General features: G+C 66.5%; 19 protein-coding genes and 1 rRNA gene. 14 read left to right on the plus strand and 6 right to left on the minus strand.

The window, feature by feature from the left end:
* Nucleotides 1–61: 61 nt before the first annotated feature.
* Nucleotides 62–177, plus strand: a 5S ribosomal RNA gene (gene rrf, locus DN387_RS05955).
* Between the two features lie 140 nt (nt 178–317).
* Here rrf and DN387_RS05960 read toward each other — a convergent pair.
* The 5 genes from DN387_RS05960 to DN387_RS05980 form a co-directional block, all read right to left on the minus strand.
* Complete coding sequence (locus DN387_RS05960; RefSeq protein WP_043861335.1) at nt 318–1,496, minus strand: PepSY domain-containing protein; 1,179 nt, start codon at nt 1,494–1,496, stop codon at nt 318–320.
* An 86-nt stretch (nt 1,497–1,582) separates the two neighbouring features.
* Nucleotides 1,583–4,087, minus strand: a complete 2,505-nt coding sequence (locus DN387_RS05965; protein ID WP_054915877.1) for a TonB-dependent siderophore receptor — start codon at nt 4,085–4,087, stop codon at nt 1,583–1,585.
* A gap of 92 nt (nt 4,088–4,179) precedes the next feature.
* Nucleotides 4,180–5,148, minus strand: coding sequence for a FecR domain-containing protein (locus DN387_RS05970; RefSeq protein WP_043861333.1), 969 nt, complete (start codon nt 5,146–5,148; stop codon nt 4,180–4,182).
* Nucleotides 5,138–5,635, minus strand: a complete 498-nt coding sequence (locus DN387_RS05975) for a sigma-70 family RNA polymerase sigma factor (protein ID WP_054915945.1) — start codon at nt 5,633–5,635, stop codon at nt 5,138–5,140. Before DN387_RS05975 ends, DN387_RS05970 begins: the two co-directional genes overlap by 11 nt.
* 95 nt (nt 5,636–5,730) lie before the next feature.
* The gene (locus tag DN387_RS05980; RefSeq protein WP_043861332.1) at nt 5,731–6,420 is read right to left on the minus strand and encodes a GntR family transcriptional regulator; all 690 of its coding nucleotides are present in this window, start codon (nt 6,418–6,420) and stop codon (nt 5,731–5,733) included.
* Nucleotides 6,421–6,631: 211 nt separating this feature from the next.
* Between DN387_RS05980 and lapG the strand changes: the two genes are divergently transcribed.
* On the plus strand, nt 6,632–7,324 hold the full coding sequence (lapG, locus tag DN387_RS05985; protein ID WP_043861331.1) for a cysteine protease LapG: 693 nt from the start codon (nt 6,632–6,634) through the stop codon (nt 7,322–7,324).
* A 9-nt stretch (nt 7,325–7,333) separates the two neighbouring features.
* Nucleotides 7,334–9,271 (plus strand): cyclic di-GMP receptor LapD, encoded by a 1,938-nt coding sequence (gene lapD / locus DN387_RS05990; protein WP_054915878.1) that lies wholly within the window; start codon nt 7,334–7,336, stop codon nt 9,269–9,271.
* 76 nt (nt 9,272–9,347) lie between these two features.
* Here the strand turns inward: lapD and DN387_RS05995 are convergent, their stop codons facing one another.
* On the minus strand, nt 9,348–9,659 hold the full coding sequence (locus DN387_RS05995) for a hypothetical protein (protein ID WP_043861329.1): 312 nt from the start codon (nt 9,657–9,659) through the stop codon (nt 9,348–9,350).
* A gap of 168 nt (nt 9,660–9,827) precedes the next feature.
* On the opposite strand from DN387_RS05995, the gene DN387_RS06000 reads away from it, so the two are divergent.
* From DN387_RS06000 to DN387_RS06050, 11 genes are all read left to right on the plus strand, one after another.
* Nucleotides 9,828–10,727: a TauD/TfdA family dioxygenase gene (locus tag DN387_RS06000; RefSeq protein WP_054915879.1), complete on the plus strand. Its 900-nt coding sequence runs from the start codon at nt 9,828–9,830 to the stop codon at nt 10,725–10,727.
* A gap of 20 nt (nt 10,728–10,747) precedes the next feature.
* Nucleotides 10,748–11,767 carry an ABC transporter substrate-binding protein gene (locus DN387_RS06005; protein ID WP_043861327.1) on the plus strand — a complete coding sequence of 340 codons (1,020 nt, stop codon included), beginning with the start codon at nt 10,748–10,750 and terminating at the stop codon, nt 11,765–11,767.
* A gap of 4 nt (nt 11,768–11,771) precedes the next feature.
* Nucleotides 11,772–12,635, plus strand: coding sequence for an ABC transporter ATP-binding protein (locus tag DN387_RS06010; protein WP_043861326.1), 864 nt, complete (start codon nt 11,772–11,774; stop codon nt 12,633–12,635).
* 15 nt (nt 12,636–12,650) lie between these two features.
* Entirely contained in the window at nt 12,651–13,520 is an 870-nt protein-coding gene (locus DN387_RS06015; protein ID WP_054915880.1) for an ABC transporter permease, read from the plus strand.
* 90 nt (nt 13,521–13,610) lie between these two features.
* Nucleotides 13,611–14,423: a tetratricopeptide repeat protein gene (locus tag DN387_RS06020; RefSeq protein ID WP_043861324.1), complete on the plus strand. Its 813-nt coding sequence runs from the start codon at nt 13,611–13,613 to the stop codon at nt 14,421–14,423.
* Between the two features lie 97 nt (nt 14,424–14,520).
* Entirely contained in the window at nt 14,521–14,973 is a 453-nt protein-coding gene (locus DN387_RS06025) for a MarR family winged helix-turn-helix transcriptional regulator (RefSeq protein ID WP_043861339.1), read from the plus strand.
* Nucleotides 14,970–17,060 (plus strand): FUSC family protein, encoded by a 2,091-nt coding sequence (locus DN387_RS06030; RefSeq protein ID WP_054915881.1) that lies wholly within the window; start codon nt 14,970–14,972, stop codon nt 17,058–17,060. Before DN387_RS06025 ends, DN387_RS06030 begins: the two co-directional genes overlap by 4 nt.
* Complete coding sequence (locus tag DN387_RS06035; protein WP_043861322.1) at nt 17,057–17,269, plus strand: DUF1656 domain-containing protein; 213 nt, start codon at nt 17,057–17,059, stop codon at nt 17,267–17,269. Before DN387_RS06030 ends, DN387_RS06035 begins: the two co-directional genes overlap by 4 nt.
* A complete protein-coding gene (locus tag DN387_RS06040) occupies nt 17,266–18,141 on the plus strand; it encodes an HlyD family secretion protein (RefSeq protein WP_254506032.1) in 876 nt (291 codons plus the stop codon). The genes DN387_RS06035 and DN387_RS06040 overlap by 4 nt, the downstream gene beginning before the upstream one ends.
* Nucleotides 18,138–19,538 (plus strand): efflux transporter outer membrane subunit, encoded by a 1,401-nt coding sequence (locus DN387_RS06045; RefSeq protein ID WP_054915883.1) that lies wholly within the window; start codon nt 18,138–18,140, stop codon nt 19,536–19,538. Before DN387_RS06040 ends, DN387_RS06045 begins: the two co-directional genes overlap by 4 nt.
* Before the next feature lie 278 nt (nt 19,539–19,816).
* The gene (locus tag DN387_RS06050) at nt 19,817–20,059 is read left to right on the plus strand and encodes a DUF2789 domain-containing protein (protein WP_043861319.1); all 243 of its coding nucleotides are present in this window, start codon (nt 19,817–19,819) and stop codon (nt 20,057–20,059) included.
* Nucleotides 20,060–20,073: the final 14 nt, after the last annotated feature.

Genomic DNA, 20,073 nt, shown 5'->3' on the forward strand with positions numbered 1-20,073 from the left:
AGAGTAGAAGCATCAAGAATTCGCCGGCACGTCGCAATGTACGGGCCAGCACACAGAATTTCTTGACGACCATAGAGCATTGGAACCACCTGATCCCATCCCGAACTCAGCAGTGAAACGATGCATCGCCGATGGTAGTGTGGGGTTTCCCCATGTGAGAGTAGGTCATCGTCAAGATTCAATTCCAGAACCCCTGTCTGCGCTGCAGACAGGGGTTTTGTCTTTTCAGGGGCTAGGGTAGCGGGTTGTTCCTGCCACCCTCTGCACCGGCCAGGCCGGCCCCTGCACACAATGGGCTGCAGGAGCCGACCTTCAGTCTATGCAGTGCGCCGAGCCCGGCTACTGCGCCGCGCCAGCAACTTGCGCCACCAGATATACACCCCTGTCACCGACAGCACCGCAATCACTACCCCCAGCACCGCGATCATCACCTGGCCTGTAGTGCCGAGGATCCTGCCGCCATGTATGGGTAGTTGCAGCCGGTAGAAGCGTTCCCCCAGGGTGCCCTGGCCAGCGATCTCCTGCCCCAGCAGGCGCCCGTCGGTGCCATGGAAGAACAACCACGACTTGCCCTGGGCATCGGTGTCGTGCTGTCCGAAACCGGCGCCATAGAAGTTGTACTCGAAGCTGTAGTACAACTCGCCGATCGGCGCCGTCAGCCCCAGCCGCTGGCCCTCCTGCTGCGCCAGCTGATGGGCTTGATGCCATGTCAGCTGGGTCTGTCCCAGTTCTTCCCTGGGCAGCCTGCCACGGGCCTCATAGACGCTTGGTTCCACCGGCGAGAACAGCGACACCGCCGGCTTGAACACCTGGCTGGGCAGGTTCATCGCCACACTGCTGACGGCCACCGGCAACAGCAGCAGCCACAGCCACAAGCCCCCAGCCCTGTGGATATCCATGTTCAGTCGATACGCATGCCCGCCCTTGATCTTCCAGGCCGTGCTCCATTTGCGCCAGAACGGACGACCACGGGGCAGGGTCAGCAGCAGGGCGATGAAGCAGTCGAGCACCCACAGGATCGCCACCACGCCCATCAGCCACAGCCCCCAGTTGCCCGGCAGGGTCAGGTTGTAGTGCAGCTCGAGGACGAACGGCATGAAGTTCTCCCGCGAGAAACAGCACTCGCCCCAGTAGCGCTGGCCCAACGTCTGGCCGCTGACCGGGTCGAGGTAGAACACCGTGTTTTTCTCGGCATACGGCTTGTCGGTGGCCGGGTCGTTGCGCGGCACCATCGCCAGCAACGCCGAATGGCCGGGCTCGTCGGGGTATTCCATGTACCACACCTGCAGGCGCGGGTGTTCGGCCTGCACCTTGTCCACCAGGTTGCCGGGGTCCTGGCGGGGGCCTTGCGCCGGGGCTTCATAGAACGAAGGGTTCAGCCATTCGTCGATCTCGTGGTTGAACGCCAGCACGCTCCCGGTGAGCCCTGCCAGGGCAAGGAACAGCGCGGTGGCCAGGCCGATATAGCGGTGCAGCAATACGTAGAGGTGGCGCATATAAAGGGATTCCAGATCAGGTCGCCAGATGCGACAAAGCCAGCGCCTGGAATCAGGCACTGGCTTTGCGGCTCACGGGGGTGTGGTCAGAACTGATAGCTGACCGTGGCGCTGACATTGCGCTCTTCACCCATGTAGCAGTAGTTCAGGCTCGCGCACGAGGCGATGTAGCTCTCGTTGGTGAGGTTGTTGGCATTGAGCCGCACATCCACGCCCTTGAGCCCGACCTTGCCCAGGTCGTAGCCCACCGACGCATCGAACAGGGTGTACGACGGTACCTTCATGGTGTTTTCCGCATCCACCCAGCTGTAGCCCACGTAACGCACGCCACCGCCTACGCGCACACCGTCCAGCACCCCCTGGCGGAAGTTGTAGTCCGCCCACAGCGAGGCCATGTGCTTTGGCGCCTGGGTTGGCGAGTTGCCCTTGTTGTCGAGTGTGCTGCCAGCCAGAGTGCTCGGCATCGTCTTGCTGTACTCGATGTCGGTGAAGGTGTAGCTGCCCAGCACCTTGAGGTTCTCGCTCAACTGCATGTGCGCCTCCAGCTCCAGGCCTTGGGAGCGTACCTGCCCGACCGGGTAGTAGAAGTCGTCCTGCGGCTGTTTGGTGGCCAGGTTCTCCTGCTCGATGCGGAAAACCGAGGCGGTGAACAGGTTGTCGGTGCCCGGCGGCTGGTACTTGATACCGGCCTCCCACTGGGTGCCTTCGGTCGGTGCCAGCGGGTTGCCGGCGGCATCGGCGTAGGAGTTGGGGTTGAACGACTCCGAATAGCTCAGGTAAGGCGCAATACCGTTGTCGAACAGGTACAGCACGCCCGCGCGGCCGGTGAGCTTGGTGCGGTCATCGCTGATCTTGGTGCCCAGTGGGCGGGTAGGCTCGGCGATACGATTCTCATCCGAGGTCTTCACCCAGTCCTGCCGCAGCCCCAGCGAGAAGCGCCACTTGTCCAGCTCGATCAGGTCCTGGGCGTAGATGCCGGTCTGCTGCAGGCGCCGGGTGTAGCTGGTCGGTGCGTAATAGGTGATCTGCGAATTGCCGTACTGCGGGTTGAACGCATCGATCGACGCCAGGCCGCCGCTGCTCCAGTCCACCACGGTCTTGCGTCGCTGGTAGTCCAGGCCCACCAGCGTGGTGTGCTTGGCCGCGCCGGTGAAGTACTCGGCCTGCAGCATGTTGTCAATGATGTAGGAGTGCAGTTTCTCGTCGGCACCGGTGTAGTAGCGGTTCAGCTTGTTGCTGGTGGGCGACTCGTAGCCCCAGGCGTACACCTGGTCCATCTTCACCGTCGAGTCCAGGTAGCGGAAGTTCTGGCGTGCGGTGAACACATCGTTGAAGCGATGCTCGAACTGGTAGCCGAACGACTGCTGATTGCGCTCGTAGCTGTCGATGCCCGGCTCGCCCTCGAAGAAGTGTTCCGAGATACGCTGGCCGTTGCGTTTGTGCAGCGCGCCATCGGCTGGCACGCCGGCGTGGTAGCCGCCTTCCGGATCGTTCTGCAGGTAGGCCTGCAAGGTCAGCGAGGTGTCCTCGGTGAAGTCGATGCTCAGGGTCGGCGCCAGCGCATAGCGCTTTTCTTCGTTGTGATCGAACTGGGTGTCGGACTGATGCGTCAGGCCGGTCAGGCGGTAGGCGATACGCTTGTCGTCGTCCAGCGGGCCGCTGAAGTCGAAGCCCACCCCACGCTGGCCCTGGGTGCCGACGGTAGCCTGCACCTGGCGGAAGGTCTCGTACAGTGGCTTCTTGGTGGTCAGCGCCACCAGGCCACCTGGCGAACTGCGGCCATACAGCACCGACGACGGACCTTTGAGAATATCCACGCGCTCGAGGAAGTACGGGTCGATCTGCATGGTGCTGAAGGTGCCGCTGTCACCCATCGACTTCAGGCCGTCGATGTAGATGTTGTCCACCGAGCCATCGTTGAAGCCGCGCATGGCCACATAGTCATAGCGGTGGGTCGCGCCATACGGGTTGGTCAGCACGCCCGGGGTGTAGCGCATGGTCTGCGAGACCGTCTGCGCGCCCTGGTCGTCCATCTGCTGGCGGGTTACCACAGACACCGACTGCGAGGTCTCCAGCAGCGCGGTGCTGGTCTTGGTCGCGATCTGGCTGTGGGTGGCGTTGTAGCCCTCCATGCTGCCCAGCGCGTTGCCCAGGGCAAAGCCGCGCACGTCGGTGGTAGGCAATGCCAGTGCGGCGTCCTGCGGGGCCGCATGCAGCACATAACTGGTGCCATCCTGGCTCACCGCCTCCAGCCCCGTGCCATTGAGCAACTGGCGCAGCGCCTGGTCGGTGGCGTAGCTGCCCTGCAGGCCGGGCGACTGCGCGCCCTGGGTCATCTGCGGGGTGCTCGACAGCGTGATGCCGGCCTGGCGTGCGAACTGGTTCAGCACCTCGTCCAGCGAGCCGGCGGGGATGTTGTACTGCTGGCTGGCGCTGCCCGCAGGTTCGGCCATCACTACCATCGGCACGCTGGCCAGGCCCAGCGCGGTACCGAACAGTGCGGCGCGCACCGCCTTGCCCAGGCGTGAATCTAAGAGAGGTTGAAACTCATTACTGTCAGTGAGCCGCGGCTGGGCCAGGGTATCGCGCATGAAGAGCATCCGTAGGGTCGGTAAGGGCAGAAGGGAGTCGCTTACTGTCCTAGCCGGACGTGCCGACAAAACCCGCCAAAAAAATCAGCGCATCACGCCTGGCGTTCCAGGCGTACCCACCAGCGCGTGCGATAGCTGACATGCACCGGCAGGGTCTGCGGCAGCAGGTGCAGCAGCTTGTCGGTGTCTTCCAGGCGGAACACCCCGGACAGGCGCAGGTTGGCGATATCGTCGGAGCAGCTCAGGTAGCCGTGGCGGTAGCGCGCCACCTCGTCGATGAAGTCCCCCAGGCGCATGTTGCGCGTGACGATCAGGCCATCGGCCCAGGCACCGGGGTCCATGTTCTGCTGCGCCACGGGTGTGGCGCCCTGGGCATTCACCAGAAAGGCTTCGCCAGCAGCCACCCATTGCAGTCCGGCGGGGCCGGGGTGATGGATCGCCACCTTGCCCTGGCTGACCGTGACGCGGGTGCAGTCGCGCTCCTGGCGCACCACGAAGCGCCCATCGAAGCCTTCGAGCAGCGCATCGCGGCTCTGCACCAGCAACGGCCGCCCAGCCGGTCCGAGCGGGTGTTCGGCGCAGGTCAGCATCAACTCCCCGTGCTTGAGGCGCACCAGGCGCTGGCGGCTGTCAAAGGCCAGGTCTGCCGCGGTATGGGTATTGAGATTGAGCAGGCTGCCATCGGGCAGGCGGACGCTGCGCCGCTCGCCGGTGGCCGTGGCGAAATCCGAGGTCCACGGGTCGAGCAGGCCAACGTCCTTGCTGACCCAGGCCGCTGAGCCAAGCATCACCACGCCGCCCAGCAGCTTCAGGGCCTGGCGCCGGTGCAGCCGCTGCTGGCTGTTCTCCAGGGTCTGCAGGGCGACGACACCGGCGCCCGGCACCGCACGCAGGTTCATTTCCTGCTGCAGGCTGTGCACCCGTTGCCAGGCCAGTTCGTGCTCGTGGCTGGCGCTGCGCCACTGCTCGCACTGGGCCTGCAACTGCGGGCTGGCGCCGTTCTCGCGCACCCGCAGCATCCAGTGAATGGCCTGCTTGACCACGCGCGGGCTAGGGTTCATAGCGCAGCAGGTAGCAGTGATAGAGGGCGTCGGCCACATACCGCTCCACCGAGCGCAGCGAGATACCCATCTGCTCGGCGATCTGCTTGTGGCTCAACCCTTCGCACTGGGCCAGCAGGAACGCGGTGCGCACCTTGGGCCTGAGGCCGTCGAGCAGGCACGCAATGCGTTCCAGCAGTTCCAGCAGCAGCTCGCGGGTTTCCGCTGATGGCACCTCGGCCTCGGGCAGCTGCGCCAGGGCTTCGAGGTAGGCACGCTGCAGCTCTTCGCGGCGCCAGTGATCGATCACCAGCCCCCGTGCGATGGTACGCAGGAATGCGCGTGGTGCATTCAGCTCCAGTTGTTCGCGCCGCTGCAGCAGGCGCACGAAGGTGTCCTGGGCCAGGTCCGCGGCATCGGCCGCATTGCCCAGGCGGCAGCGCAGCCAGGTGTTCAGCCAGCTGTGGTGTTGCTGATAGAGCCTGTGCACAGAGTCGTGGGAGGACATGAAGGCGCGCTGCAACCAAGGTCATAAATGATAATTAGTCTCATTGTTATGGGGCCTTGCGCAATTTGCAACCACTGACCGACCCGGCGGCGCGTTCAGCCCTGCGGCTGGCTGGCCAGGTACTGCCTGATGGCCTGCATGCCCTTATCCAGGTGCTGGGTCAGAAGCTGTACAGCTTCGTCCACCTGGCCGGCCTGGGCTGCGTCCACCAGCGCGATGTGATCGTCCTGGGTCAGCTTGCCCAGCCCCATCGACGACAGATGAAACCGCAGGAAGCGCGCCTCTTCGCTCAACTCGTTGTCGATCAGGCGCAGCAACTTCTGATTGGGCGCCTTGCGGTACAGGGCCATGTGCAACAGGCGGTTGAGCTGGCCCATTTCGGCGTGCCGGGTCTCGTTCTGCAGTTGCTCGATGTAGCCCCGGGCCAGGGCGATGTCCTCGGCGTCCAGCAGCGGGATCGACTGGCGCAGCGCCTCGCTCTCCAGGATCACCCGTAGCCCGTAGGAGTCCATTGCATCTTCGCTGATCAGCGGGGCCACCACCGCGCCCTTGTGCGCAACCACCTGCAGCAGCGATTGCGCCTCCAGCTGACGCAGGGCCTCGCGCACCGGCATGCGACTGACCCCGAACAGCGTCGCCAGCTCCTGTTGGCGCAACGCCATGCCGGGTGCCAGGCGTCCGTCGAGGATGGCGCTGCGCAGGCGCTCTTCGATCACGCTGCGCGCCAGGTGAGCAGGCACCTGCTCGTCACCCAGAATGCTCAGGAGTTTGATTTTTTCGGCCACGCTGACTGCCCTGCTAGCAAAGATTGGATCCAATGACCCTAGTGATGACGGTTGCGCCTGTCAAATTCAGGCCGGCGCGGGCCTGCGGGCGTTCGCGGCGGCTATCCTGAATGAAGTCGCAGCGCTTTGGAAGCTTGCCGCCGTGCGCCATTGTCTTTTGCCCGCCCAGCCTGCACCATCGCGATTCCACGATCTGCATGGACCGCCGGCCTTGGCGATACGTTGGGCTTTGCCTCTGACCCCGCGCCGGGCTGGCCTGGCGCTGTTGCTCGGCTGCGTATTGCTGGGCAACCTGCGCGCGGACTGGGACTTTTCCCAGATCAGCCGCAAGGCCCAGGCCCTGTACGGCCCCCTTGGTGCCGGCCAGCAGCGTATCGATGCCTGGCAGCAGTTGCTTGCCACCCAGCGCCAAGGCAGCGAAGCCGAGCGCCTGCAGGTGGTCAACCAGTTCTTCAATCGCCAGTTGCGCTACGTCGAAGACCCCGAACTGTGGCAGCAGGCCGACTACTGGTCCACCCCGATCCAGTCACTGATCAAGGGCGCCGGCGACTGCGAAGACTACGCCATCGCCAAGTATTTCAGCCTGCGCCGCCTGGGTATCCCCAGCGAGAAACTGCGCATTACCTACGTCAAGGCGCTGCGCCAGAATCGCGCGCACATGGTCCTGACCTACTATTCCACTCCAGAGGCGATGCCGCTGGTGCTCGACAGCCTGATCGACACCATCGAGCCGGCCAGCCAGCGCACCGACCTGCTGCCGGTGTATGCCTTCAATGGCGAGGGCCTGTGGCTGACCGGGGCGGGTGGCAATCGCAAGGTCGGCGACAGCAAGCGCCTGTCGCGCTGGCAGGATCTGTTGAAGAAGATGCAGGCCGAGGGGTTTCCCACCGAGCCGGCTTACTGAGGATTGCGGATGTCACTGTTCAAGCAATTGTTGCTCGCCATCTGCCTGTTTCTGGTGGTCGCCTTCAGCGGCAGCTTCATGGTCGGCCTGGAAAGCTCGCGCAGCCAGTACGTCAATCAGCTGCGCGCGCATGCGCAGGACGCCGCCACCGCGCTGGCGCTGTCGCTCACGCCGAACATCGACGACCCGGCAATGGTCGAGCTGATGGTCAGCTCCATCTTCGACAGCGGCTACTACGCCAGCATCCGCGTGATCGACCTGGGCCCCAATGCCCTGCTGGTGGAGCGTCACGCCGAGCCGGACAGCAGCCGTGTGCCGGCCTGGTTCATCCGCCTGATCAACCTGGAGCCGGCCGGCGGCGATGCCATCGTCAGCCGCGGCTGGCAGCAGGCGGCGCGGGTCGAGGTGGTCAGCCACCCGATGTTCGCCCTGGCCAAGCTGTGGCGCAGCGCGCTCGGCAGCCTGGCCTGGCTGCTGGCCTGCGGGGTGGTCAGTGCACTGCTGGGGGCGCTGCTGCTGCGCCGTCAGCTGCGACCGCTGGACTACCTGGTGGCACAGTCCCAGGCCATTGCGCGTCGCGAGTTCCTCAGTGCGCCGCGCCTGCCGCGCACCCCGGAGCTGCGCCGGGTGGTGCAGGCCATGAACCAGATGGTCGAGAAACTCAAGGCGCTGTTTCTCGAGGAGGCCCAGCGCAGTGAAGCCCTGCGCGCCGAGGCCTGGCAGGACAGCCTGACCGGCCTGGGCAACCGGCGCTTCTTCGAGATGCAGCTGTCTGCCCGGCTCAGCGCCCAGGACGATAGCCCCGGCTACCTGATGCTGGTGCACGTGCAGGACCTGGCCGGGCTCAACCTGCGCCTGGGCGGCCAGCGCACCGATGCCCTGCTGCAGGCTCTTGCGCAGCAGGTGCAGCGGGTGTGCGCGCACTATCCCAAAACCCTCGACCTGATCGCCCGTAGCCGTGGCGGCGAGTTCGCCGTGCTGGCACCGGGGCTGGTGCATGACGAGGCCGTGCACCTGGCCCAGGAACTGGAGCAGACCCTGCACAGCCTGTACGACACCGGCGCTTCCGACCGTAACCCGGTGGCCTGGATCGGCCTGGCCCCCTACAGCCCGGGCGACGCCCCGCAGGCCCTGCTCGAGCGCTGCGACGAAGCCCTGGCCCAGGCGCAGAGCCAGCAGCTGCCGACGTGGGTCTGCCTGCCCGCGCACGCCCCGGCGCTGCTGGACCACGACTGGCATGCCCTGCTGCAACACGCCCTCGACCAGCGCCGCTTCGAGCTGTTCTTCCAGCCGGTGGTGGCGACGCACGAGCTGGGCCGCGTATTGCAGTACAAGGTGCTGTCGCGCCTGCCCGACGGGCATGGGCAAACCCTCCCCGCCGGGCGCTTCCTGCCCTGGCTCGAGCGTTTCGGCTGGTCGATCCGGCATGACCTGCTGATGCTCGAACAGGTGCTGGCCCACCTGCAGCGCCATGACCAGGCGCTGGCGCTGAACCTGTCGGCGGCCACCCTGGCCGACCCCCAGGCGTTGCAGGCGGTGTACGGGCTGCTGGGGCGTCACGCGGTGCTGGGCCCGCGCCTGACCCTGGAGATCGGCGAAGAGCAGTTGCCCGACCAGGCCGCGCTCGAGCAACTGGCACGGCAACTGGGCGCGTTGGGCTTCAAACTGAGCCTGCAGCACTTTGGCGGGCGCTTCAGCATGATCGGCAACCTGGCGCACCTGGGCCTGGCGTACCTCAAGGTCGACGGCAGCTTCATCCGCGCCATCGATCAGGAGCCGCACAAGCGCCTGTTCATCGAGGCGATCCAGCGCGCAGCGCACAGCATCGACCTGCCATTGATTGCCGAGCGGGTGGAAACCGAAGGTGAACTGGAGGTGCTGCGCGAAATGGGGATTTTCGGGGTGCAGGGGCGCTTGATCGGCGAGCCCCGGCCCTGGGCGCCGTAGTGGCTTCTTCGCCGGCCAGGCCGGCGCCTGCAGGCGGCGGTGAACCCCGCAGGCGCCGACGTGGCGGGCGAAGCTGCTAGATCAACGGCCGCTCCTCATCGATCAGCTTGTTCAAACCCCCCATGGTCTGGCGCGCGCTCGAACGGCTGAGCAGCTTGGCCTGTGCGCTCGCCGGCAGGTCGGTGATGCTGATCACGCCCTTGCTGGTCAGTACCTCGATCAAGTCCTCCAGCACCCGGATCATGTCCAGGTCGCTCTGCTGCAGCTTCTTGGCAAACCAGGCCTGGGCCTCCGGCGAATCGTTGGGCAGCGCTTCGTTCTCCTCGGCAAAGGGCGTCGACTCCAATCGCACGATCTGCCCACGGGTGTCGCGTTGCACATAGAACATGGCTTTTCCCCCTGATGACATCTGCTTGATGGCCTCAGCAGCATAGGCCACGCGAGGCGGACAACCCTCTCTATGCTTATTCTCTAAAGGTATTTAAATTATTTTTCTTATGCATTTATATTTATTTCCACGCGCAGTTACCGACCCGACACGTGGGAGTGAAAAGATATGTCAGCGGCCCCTGGCGCCTTGTCGTACACCGACAGCGCCCAACCCCAAGCCTTCGAGATTCGTCCGTTTGCCGGTGCCGTGGGCGCCGAGATCATCGGCCTGGACCTGAGCCGTCCGGTCAACGCTGGCGATTTTGCGCGCATCCACCGCGCGCACCTGGACCACCATGTGGTGGTGTTCCGCGACCAGCGCATCACCCCCCAGCAGCAGGTCGACTTCAGCCGCCGTTTCGGCGTGTTGCAGATCCACGTGCTCAAGCAGTTCCTGCTCGGCGGCCACCCCGAGATCCTGATCGTCTCCAACATCATCGAGAACGGCCAGAACATCGGCCTGGGCGATGCCGGCAAGTTCTGGCACTCGGACCTCTCCTACAAGGAACTGCCCAGCCTGGGGTCGATGCTGCATGCCCAGGAACTGCCCAGCGAGGGCGGCGATACCCTGTTCGCCGACATGCACAAGGCCTGGGACCAGTTGCCCGCCCACCTGCGCGCCGCCGTCGAAGGCCGCAGCGCCGCGCACTCCTACACCGCGCGCTACAGCGAAACCAAATTCGAAGGCAACTGGCGCCCCACGCTCACCGCCGAGCAACTGGCCCAGGTGCAGGAAGTGATCCACCCGGTGGTGCGTACCCACCCGGAAAACGGGCGCAAGGCGCTGTTCGTCAGCGAGGGCTTCACCACCCGCATCGTCGGCCTGCCCGAGGACGAAAGCCGCCAGATCCTGGCCGAGCTGTACGCCCACAGCGTGCTCGAACACAACATCTACCGCCACCAGTGGCAACCCCACGACCTGGTGTTCTGGGACAACCGCTCGCTGATCCACCTGGCCGCCGGCTGCCCCGCGCACCTGCGCCGCAAGCTGTACCGCACCACCATCCAGGGCGACGCCCCGTTCTGACCCGTCTTCAGGAGTACCGCATGCGCAACTCAATCAGCCGCCTGGCGGCCAGCATCGGCCTGGGCGTCAGCCTGCTCGCCGGCAGCCTTGTCGCCCCCGCCACGGCCCAGGCCGAAGGTGAAATCCGCATCGCCGAACAGTTCGGCATCGTCTACCTGCTGCTCAACGTGGTGCGCGACCAGCACCTGATCGAGAAGCACGGCAAGGCCCAGGGCATCGACATCAAGGTCGACTGGACCCAGCTCTCGGGCGGCGCCGCGATCAACGACGCGCTGCTGTCCGGCTCGGTGGACATCGCCGGTGCCGGCGTCGGCCCGCTGCTGACCATCTGGGACCGCACCTACGGCCGCCAGAACGTCAAGGCCGTGGCCTCGCTGGGCAACTTCCCGTACTACCTGGTCAGCAGCAACCCCAACGTCAAGACCATCGCCGACTTCACCGAAAAGGACCGCATCGCCCTGCCGGCGGTTGGCGTCTCGGTGCAGTCGCGCTTCCTGCAGTACGCCGCCGCCCAGCAGTGGGGCGACAAGGACTACGCGCGCCTGGACAAGTACACCCTGGCGGTCCCGCACCCCGACGCCACCGCCGCGCTGCTGGCCGGCGGCACCGAGCTCAATGCGCACTTCTCCAACCCGCCGTTCCAGGACCAGGCGCTGGCCAACAAAAGCGTGCACGTGGTGCTCGACACCTACGACCTGCTCGGGCCCAACTCGCCCACCGTGCTGTTCGCCACCGAAAAATTCCGCAACGACAACCCCAAAACCTACCAGGCCTTCGTCGACGCTTTGGCCGAGGCGGCCGACTTCGCCCAGCACGACAAGGGCGCGGCGGCCGATACCTACATTCGCGTGACCAAGGCCAAGATCGACCGCGAGGCGCTGCTCAAGATCATCGACAACCCGCAATACGAATTCAGCGTCACGCCGAAGAACACCTACAAGCTGGCCGACTTCATGTACCGCATCGGCGCGATCAAGCACAAACCCGAATCGTGGAAGGACTACTTCTTCCAGGACGCCAAGCCACTGCAGGGGAGCTGAGCGCATGACCGCCCGCTTGCCAGGCCACACGGCCAGCAACCTGAGCCCCGTGAGCGCACCGGCGCTGCTGCAGGTGGACAACCTCAGCCTCGAATACCGCACCGCCCAGCGCGTGGTGCGGGCCACCCACCAGGTCAGCTTCGAAGTGGACAAGGCCGACCGTTTCGTCCTGCTCGGCCCCTCAGGTTGCGGCAAGTCGACCTTGCTCAAGGCCGTGGCCGGCTTCATCGAGCCCCGTGAGGGCGCGATCCGCCTGCAGGGCCAGCCGGTGCACGGGCCGGGCCCGGACCGCATCGTGGTGTTCCAGGAGTTCGACCAGCTGCCGCCGTGGAAAACCGTCAGGCAGAACGTGATGTTCCCGCTGCTGGCCTCCGGCACGCTCAAGCGCGCCGAGGCCGAACAGCGCGCCCTGCATTACCTGGACAAGGTCGGCCTGGCGGCATTTGCCGATGCGTACCCGCACACCCTCTCCGGCGGCATGAAGGCGCGCGTGGCCATCGCCCGGGCGCTGGCCATGCAGCCCAAGATCCTGCTCATGGACGAACCCTTTGCCGCCCTCGACGCGTTGACCCGGCGCAAGATGCAGGAAGAACTGCTGCTGTTGTGGGAGGAGGTGCGCTTCACTCTGCTGTTCGTCACCCACTCCATCGAGGAGGCGCTGGTGGTGGGCAACCGCATCCTGCTGTTGTCGCCGCACCCGGGGCGCGTGCGCGCCGAGATCCACAGTCACCAGTACGACCTGCACAGCCTGGGCGCTGCCGACTTCCAGGCCAGCGCGCGGCGCATCCATCGTCTGCTGTTCGACGATGATGCCGCCGCCGAGCAGGACGCCGCCCTGGATTTCACCGACATCCGCATCGCCTACTGACCGGGAGCCCCACCGATGACCACCTCTGCACCGGCTCCGCGTCAGGAGTACGAAGTCACCCTTGAACCCCTGCTCAGCGTACCGCTGGAACGCGAGCTGCCCCTGGGCCAGCGCCTGTGGCAACAGGGCTGGCTGCGCAAGAGCCTGATCCTGATCCTGCTGGCGCTGGCCTGGGAAGCCGTGGCGCGCTATCAGGGCAACGACCTGTTGCTGCCCAGCTTCCTGCAAACCGCCGCGGCGCTGTACGACGGCCTGCTCAGCGGCGAACTGCCGGCCAAGGTCGGGGTGTCGCTGGTGGTGCTGCTCAAGGGCTACCTGCTGGGCATCGTGCTGGCCTTCGGGCTCACCAGCCTGGCCGTGTCGACCCAGATCGGCCGCGACCTGCTCAGCAGCCTGACCTCGATGTTCAACCCGCTGCCGGCCATTGCCCTGCTGCCGCTGGCGCTGCTGTGGTTCGGCCTGGGCGACAACAGCCTGATCTTCGTGCTGGTGCACTCGGTGCTGTGGGCGCTGGCGCTCAACACCTATGCCGGCTTCATGGGTGTGTCCGAAACCTTGCGCATGGCCGGGCGCAACTACGGGCTGCGCGGCTTGCGTCTGGTGGTGCACATCCTGATTCCGGCGGCGCTGCCGTCGATCCTGTCGGGGCTCAAGATCGGCTGGGCGTTCGCCTGGCGTACCCTGATTGCCGCCGAACTGGTGTTCGGTGCCACCAGCGGCAAGGGCGGGCTGGGCTGGTACATCTTCCAGAACCGCAACGAGCTGTACACCGACAAGGTGTTCGCCGGCCTGGCCGTGGTGATCCTCATCGGCCTGCTGGTCGAGAGCCTGGTGTTCAATACCCTCGAGCGCGTCACAGTACGGCGCTGGGGCATGCAGCGCTGAGCGCATCGGGGCGACAAAAGTGCGTGTCCTTGTCTAGGCTTGCCTCACAGGGTGGCATGGGCCACCCACCGGTCAGTCAGGGATGAACCGTTGTCTGCTGCCAGCACCATCTACCCACTGCTCGCGCGGCTGTTGCCCAGGGCGATCGCCCCCGATCCGGGCGGGCAGACCCAGCGCCACACGGCCGGCATCGGCATGCCGGCCCAGCGTGCGGTGCTCGGCAGGGGCTTCTGCCTGGTCAACCGCCTGGACGAAGCCGTCGACCTGCAGGCGGTGTATGCCGACCTGCGCCAGCAGGCGCTGGATGGCAGCGTGGTGGCGCTCAACGACCTCGGCTGGGTATGGCTCAACGGCAAGTACTGGCGTGCCGAACCGGCCCTGGCCGGGCGCCTGCTGCGCATGGCGGCGCTGCAGGGCAGTGCGGTGGCCTGGTACAACCTGGGCCAGCAGCACTATTTCGGCAAGGGCGTGACCATCGCCTACGCCAGCGCCGCCGAGTGCTACCGGCAGGCCTTCGAGCGCGGCCTGGACGAAGCTGCCGCGGCGCTGGGCGACCTCTACGAAGAAGAGATCTGCGATACCCACCTGCAAACCTGGCAGGTCGATCCGCAGCGCGCCTACGACTGGTTCATGCAGGGCGCCCAGCGCGGCGATGGGCGCTGCCGGTTCGAGATCGGCTACCGCCTCCTGCATGGCCAGCAGGTGCGGGCCGATGCCAGGCTCGCCGTGTACTGGCTGGAGCTGGCGGCCGCAGCGGGGGTGATGCCGGCGGCCGAGGAACTGGCCATGCATTTCAGCGTGGCCGGCAACCCCATGCGCTATCTGTTCTGGCGCGACCGGGCGATCAGCCTGGGCAGCCCGCGGGCGCTGACCCTGAAACACGAAGACCAGTACCGGCGCTGACCTCGGCCGACGGATGCCGCATTGCCGCTATTGACGCCCGGGGCGTTGATCGAAGAACATTGATAGTTAGCAAACTATGAATCTCGACACCTTGCCCATGAATCTTGATGCACTGCAACTGAACATCAGCAGCGGCATGGTCGCGGCCAGCCGTCACTGGCGGCGCATCTGCCAGGCCACGCTGGTCGGCTACGGCATCTCCGAAGCCTGCGCGGTACCACTGCTGATGATCGTGCGCCTGGGCGATGGCGTGCACCAGGTGGCGGTAGCCCAGGCCGCAGGGCTTGAAAGCCCGTCGCTGGTACGCCTGCTCGACCAGCTGTGCAGCGCCGGTTTCGTATGCCGCAGCGAAGCCCCCGGTGACCGCCGCGCCAAGGCCCTGAGCCTGACCCCGCGCGGGCGCGAGCTGGCCGAGGCGATCGAGGCCGAGCTGGTGCGCCTGCGCCGCCAGGTGCTGCACGACATCCCGCCCGCCGACCTCGAAGCGGCGCTGCGTGTGGTGCGCGCCTTCGAAGACGCCGCGCAGCGCTCGCCGGGCGTGCCTTCATGAAGGACTTCTTCAGCTCCATGCCGCCGGCGCGGGACTGGTTCTACGGCGTGCGCACCTTCGCCGCGTCGATGATCGCCCTGTACATCGCCCTGCTCATGCAACTGCCGCGCCCCTACTGGGCGATGGCCACGGTCTACATCGTCTCCAGCCCGTTCGTCGGGCCCACCAGCTCCAAGGCCCTGTACCGAGCCCTGGGTACACTGCTGGGCGCGGCGGGGGCGGTGTTCCTGGTGCCGCTGCTGGTACAGACCCCGGTGCTGCTCACCTGCGCCATCGCCCTGTGGACCGGCACCCTGCTGTTTCTCTCGCTGCACCTGCGCACCGCCAACAGCTACGCGCTGATGCTGGCCGGCTACACCCTGCCGATGATCGCCCTGCCGGTGGTGGACAACCCGCTGGCGGTGTTCGACATCGCCTCCTCGCGGGCCCAGGAAATCTGCCTGGGCATCGTCTGCGCGGCGGTGGTCGGGGCGATCTTCTGGCCGCGCCGGCTCACCCCGGTGGTGGTCGGCGCCACCGGCAACTGGTTCGCCGAGGCGATCCGCTACTGCGACACCTTTCTTGCCCGCCAGGCCACGCCCGAAACCGTGGGCGGGCTGCGCGCCTCGATGGTCACCACCTTCAACTCGCTGGAGATGATGATCGGCCAGCTGTCCCACGAGGGCGCGCGGCCGCAGACGGTCAAGAATGCCCGCGAGCTGCGCGGGCGCATGATCCATCTGTTCCCGGTGATCGACGCCCTCGACGACGCGCTGCTGGCCCTCGAAGGCCGCGCCCCGGCCCAGGCGGCGCAACTGCAAGGCTTGCTGGAGCAGGCCCGCAGCTGGTTGCAGGCCAGCGCCGAAGACGCCTCGGTGGCGCGCTGGACGGCCCTGCGCGAGCAGCTCGAACGCCTGCAACCGAGTGTCGCCGCCCTCGACGAGCGCCCCGGCCTGCTGCTGTCCAATGCCCTCTACCGGCTGGGCGAATGGATCGACCTGTGGCAGGACTGCTGCAGCCTGCAGCACGCCATCCGCGACGAAGACCTGTCGCCCTGGCGCGCGGTGTACCGGCACTGGCGCCTGGGCCGCCTGACGCCGTTCTTCGACCGTGGGCTGATGCTCTACTCGGTGTTCTCCACCTTCACCGCGATCCTCGCCGCCACCGCGCTGTGGATACTGCTCGGCTGGCCCGACGGCGCCAGCGCCGTGATCCTCGCGGCGGTGGCGTGCAGTTTCTTCGCGGCCATGGACGATCCCGCGCCGCAGATCTACCGGTTCTTCTTCTGGACCACCCTGTCGGTGGTGTTCGCCAGCCTCTACCTGTTCCTGGTGCTGCCCAACCTGCATGACTTCCCGATGCTGGTACTGGCGTTCGCCGTGCCGTTCATCTGCGTCGGCACCCTCACCGTGCAGCCGCGCTTCTACCTGGGCACCTTGCTCACCATCGTCAACACCGCCTCGTTCATCAGCATCCAGGGCGCCTACGACGCGGACTTCCTGACCTTTGCCAACGCCAACCTGGCCGGCCCGGTGGGGTTGCTGTTCGCTTTCGTCTGGACCCTGGTGGTGCGCCCGTTCGGCGTGGAGCTGGCGGCCAAGCGCCTGACCCGCTTCAGCTGGCACGACATCGTCGGCATGACCCGCCCGGCCAGCCTGGCCGAACACCGGCGCCTCGGCGTGCAGATGCTCGACCGCCTGATGCAGCACCTGCCGCGCCTGACCCAGACCGGCCAGGACACCAACAGCGCGCTGCGCGACCTGCGCGTGGGGCTCAACCTGCTCGACCTGCTGGCCTACATGCCACGGGCCACGCCGCCGGCACAGGCGGCGCTGGCGCAGGTGATCGCTGAGGTGGGTGCGCACTTTCAGGCGTGCCTCAAGGCCCGCCGCCGCCTGCATGCGCCGGCCGACCTGCTGCGCAGCATGGAGCGTGCGCGGCATGCCCTGAACCTTGAGGCCATGGCCGACTGCGGGGAAACCCGCGTGCACCTGCTGCATGCCCTGAGCGGCCTGCGCCTGGCGCTGCTGCCGGGGGTGGAGGTGGTGCTGGAACCGTCCGACGATCAACCGCAACTGCCCTACGGCATCGATGGAGCCCCCCTGTGATCGGTGAACTGGATATCAGCGGGGTATTTCTGCCCACGCTGCTGGTGATGATGGTGTTCACCTATGTGCTGTTCCTGGGGGTGCACGCGGTACTCACGCGCCTGCACTTCTACCGCCTGGTCTGGCACCGGGCGCTGTTCAACGTTGCTCTCTACGCCGTGCTGCTGGGCACGGTCGACCACTTTTGCCGAAGCCTGATGCTGCCATGAAAAAACCCTTACTGACCTTGGGCCGCGTGGTCCTGACCCTGCTGGTGGTATCGCTGGCAACCGTGCTGGTGTGGCAGATGGTGCTGTACTATATGTTCGCCCCCTGGACCCGCGACGGCCACGTCCGCGCCGACGTGATCCAGATCGCCCCCGATGTGTCCGGGCTGATCCAGCAGGTGTCGGTACGCGACAACCAGGTGGTCAAGCGCGGCGACGTGCTGTTCAGCATCGACCAGGACCGCTTCCACCTGGCCCTGCGCCAGGCCCAGGCGACCCTGGCCGAACGCCGTGAAACCCTGGCCCAGGCGCAGCGCGAGGCGCGCCGCAACCGTGGCCTGGGCAACCTGGTGGCGCAGGAGCAGCTCGAAGAAAGCCAGTCGCGCCAGGCCCGCGCGCAATCGGCCCTGGCCGAGGCGCAGGTGGCGGTGGACGCGGCGCAGCTGAACCTCGACCGTTCGGTGGTACGCAGCCCGGTCGACGGCTACCTCAACGACCGCGCCCCGCGCGCCCACGAGTTCGTCAGCGCCGGGCGCCCGGTGCTGTCGGTGGTCGACAGCAACTCCTACCACGTCGATGGCTATTTCGAAGAGACCAAGCTGGGCGGCATCCATATCGGCCAGGCCGTGGATATCCGCGTGATGGGCGACGACGCGCGCCTGCGCGGTCGCGTGCAGAGCATCGCCGCAGGCATCGAGGACCGTGACCGCAGCAGTGGCGCCAACCTGCTGCCCAACGTCAACCCGGCCTTCAGCTGGGTGCGCCTGGCGCAGCGCATACCGGTGCGCATCGCATTCGACGAGGTGCCGGAAAACTTTCGCATGATCGCCGGGCGTACTGCCACGGTGTCGATCATCGAGGATGCCGCCCGATGAAACGCTTTGCGCTGCTGGGCGCAGGGTTGCTGCTGTCGGCCTGCCAGATGGTCGGGCCCGACTACAGCGTGCCCAAGGAGGCGGCGGTCAATCGCGGCGACCTGCAGGGCGCGCTGCGCAGCGACGCCGACAGCGTGGTCTCGGCACCGGTGCCCGCCAACTGGTGGCACCTCTACCAGGACCCGCGTCTCGACGCGCTGGTCAACCAGGCGCTGGCCGCCAACACCGAACTGCGCGTGGCCGCGGCGAACATCGCGCGGGCGCGGGCACAGGTCGAGGAGGCCGAGGCCCAGGGCGGGTTCAATGGCGGGGTCAAGCTGGGTGCGCAGCGCCTGCAGGAGTCCGGCGAAGCCTTTCTGCAACCCGACAAGGTGCCGGTGGCCAACATCGGCGAGGCGATCCTCAGCGCCTCGTACCAGTTCGACCTGTGGGGCACGCTCAAGCGCGGCGTCGAGGCCGCTCAGGCCCACGCCGACGCCACCCAGGCTGCCGCCGACACCGCCCGCATCACCCTGGTGGCGGATGTGGTGCGGGCCTACACCCAGGTGTGCGCGGCCAACGAGGAATACCACGTCGCACGGGCCTCGCTGGACCTGCAGGAGCAGAGCGTGACCCTCACCCAGCGCCTGCGCGATGCCGGGCGCGGTGACGAAACCCAGGTGACGCGCAGCGAGACCCAGTTCAAGTCGCTGCGCGCCGAACTGCCGCGTTACCAGGCCATGCGCGAGGCGGGCCTGTACACCTTGTCGATGCTGCTGGACAAGCCGGTCGAGCAACTGCCGGCGGGTACCGCGCACTGCGCCGAGCTGCCGCACATCGCGCAACGTGTGCCGGTGGGCGATGGCGCCGCGCTGCTCAAGCGCCGCCCCGACATCCGCCAGGCCGAACGCAGCCTGGCGGCGGCCACTGCCGGCATCGGCGTGGCCACCGGGCAGCTGTACCCGGACATCAGCATCGGCGCGCAGGTGGGCACCATCGGCATCCTCGAGAACCTGGGCAAGCCGGCGACCAACCGCTGGGGCTTTGGTCCGCTGCTGACCTGGACCGTGCCCACCAATGGTTCGCGGGCACGCATTCGCCAGGCCGAGGCCTCGACCCAGGCTGCGCTGGCGCATTTCGACGGGGTGGTGCTCAACGCCATCCGCGAGACCCAGACCAGCCTGGCGCAGTACAGCGCGCTGCTTGACCGGCGCGACGCGCTGGCCGAGGCCGAGCGCTCGGCGCAACTGGCGGCCGACCAGACCCACCGGTTCTTCAAGGCCGGGCGTGAATCGTTCCTGGCCGACCTGCAGGCCACGCGCACCTACACCGACATGCGTGCGCAGCTGGCGGCGGCCAATACCCAGGTCGCGATGGGGCAGATCGGCTTGTTCCTGGCGCTGGGCGGCGGCTGGTAGCAACCGCTATCTTGCAGGGCCATTCTGGCCCGCTCCCACATGGGCAGCGGTGATCCTTGTGGGAGCGGGCTTGACCCGCGATTGGGCCGCAAAGCGGCCCCCACCCACCCTCGAGCGACGCCATCGGCATCGGAACGTCTGCATGTACCGCAACTGCAGCGACTAAACTCCAGCGGTCGGGACCGGCGGTGAAATTAAACGCCAACCCGACTGACCTCGAACGACCTGTGCGCTGTCTACCCCATTCAACCCGGCCTGACGCCCAGAAGGAGTGACCCATGGAAGCACCTACCCACAGCTTTAGCGCCCTGTTCAAGCAGCTTGGCCTGCCCGATGATCCCAAGGGCATCGACCAGTTCATCACCAGCCACTCGCCGCTCAAGGGCGACATCAAGCTGGTGGATGCGCCGTTCTGGACGCCGGCACAGCGCGAATTCCTCAAGGAGGCGATTCTGGAGGATGCCGACTGGGCCGTTCAGTTCGACCAGCTCAACGAGGCGCTGCGCAATCCCCGCAAATAAGCGCTGAGCGGCAC

Source organism: Pseudomonas sp. FBF18 (assembly GCF_024261405.1).
Taxonomy (GTDB): domain Bacteria; phylum Pseudomonadota; class Gammaproteobacteria; order Pseudomonadales; family Pseudomonadaceae; genus Aquipseudomonas; species Aquipseudomonas palmensis.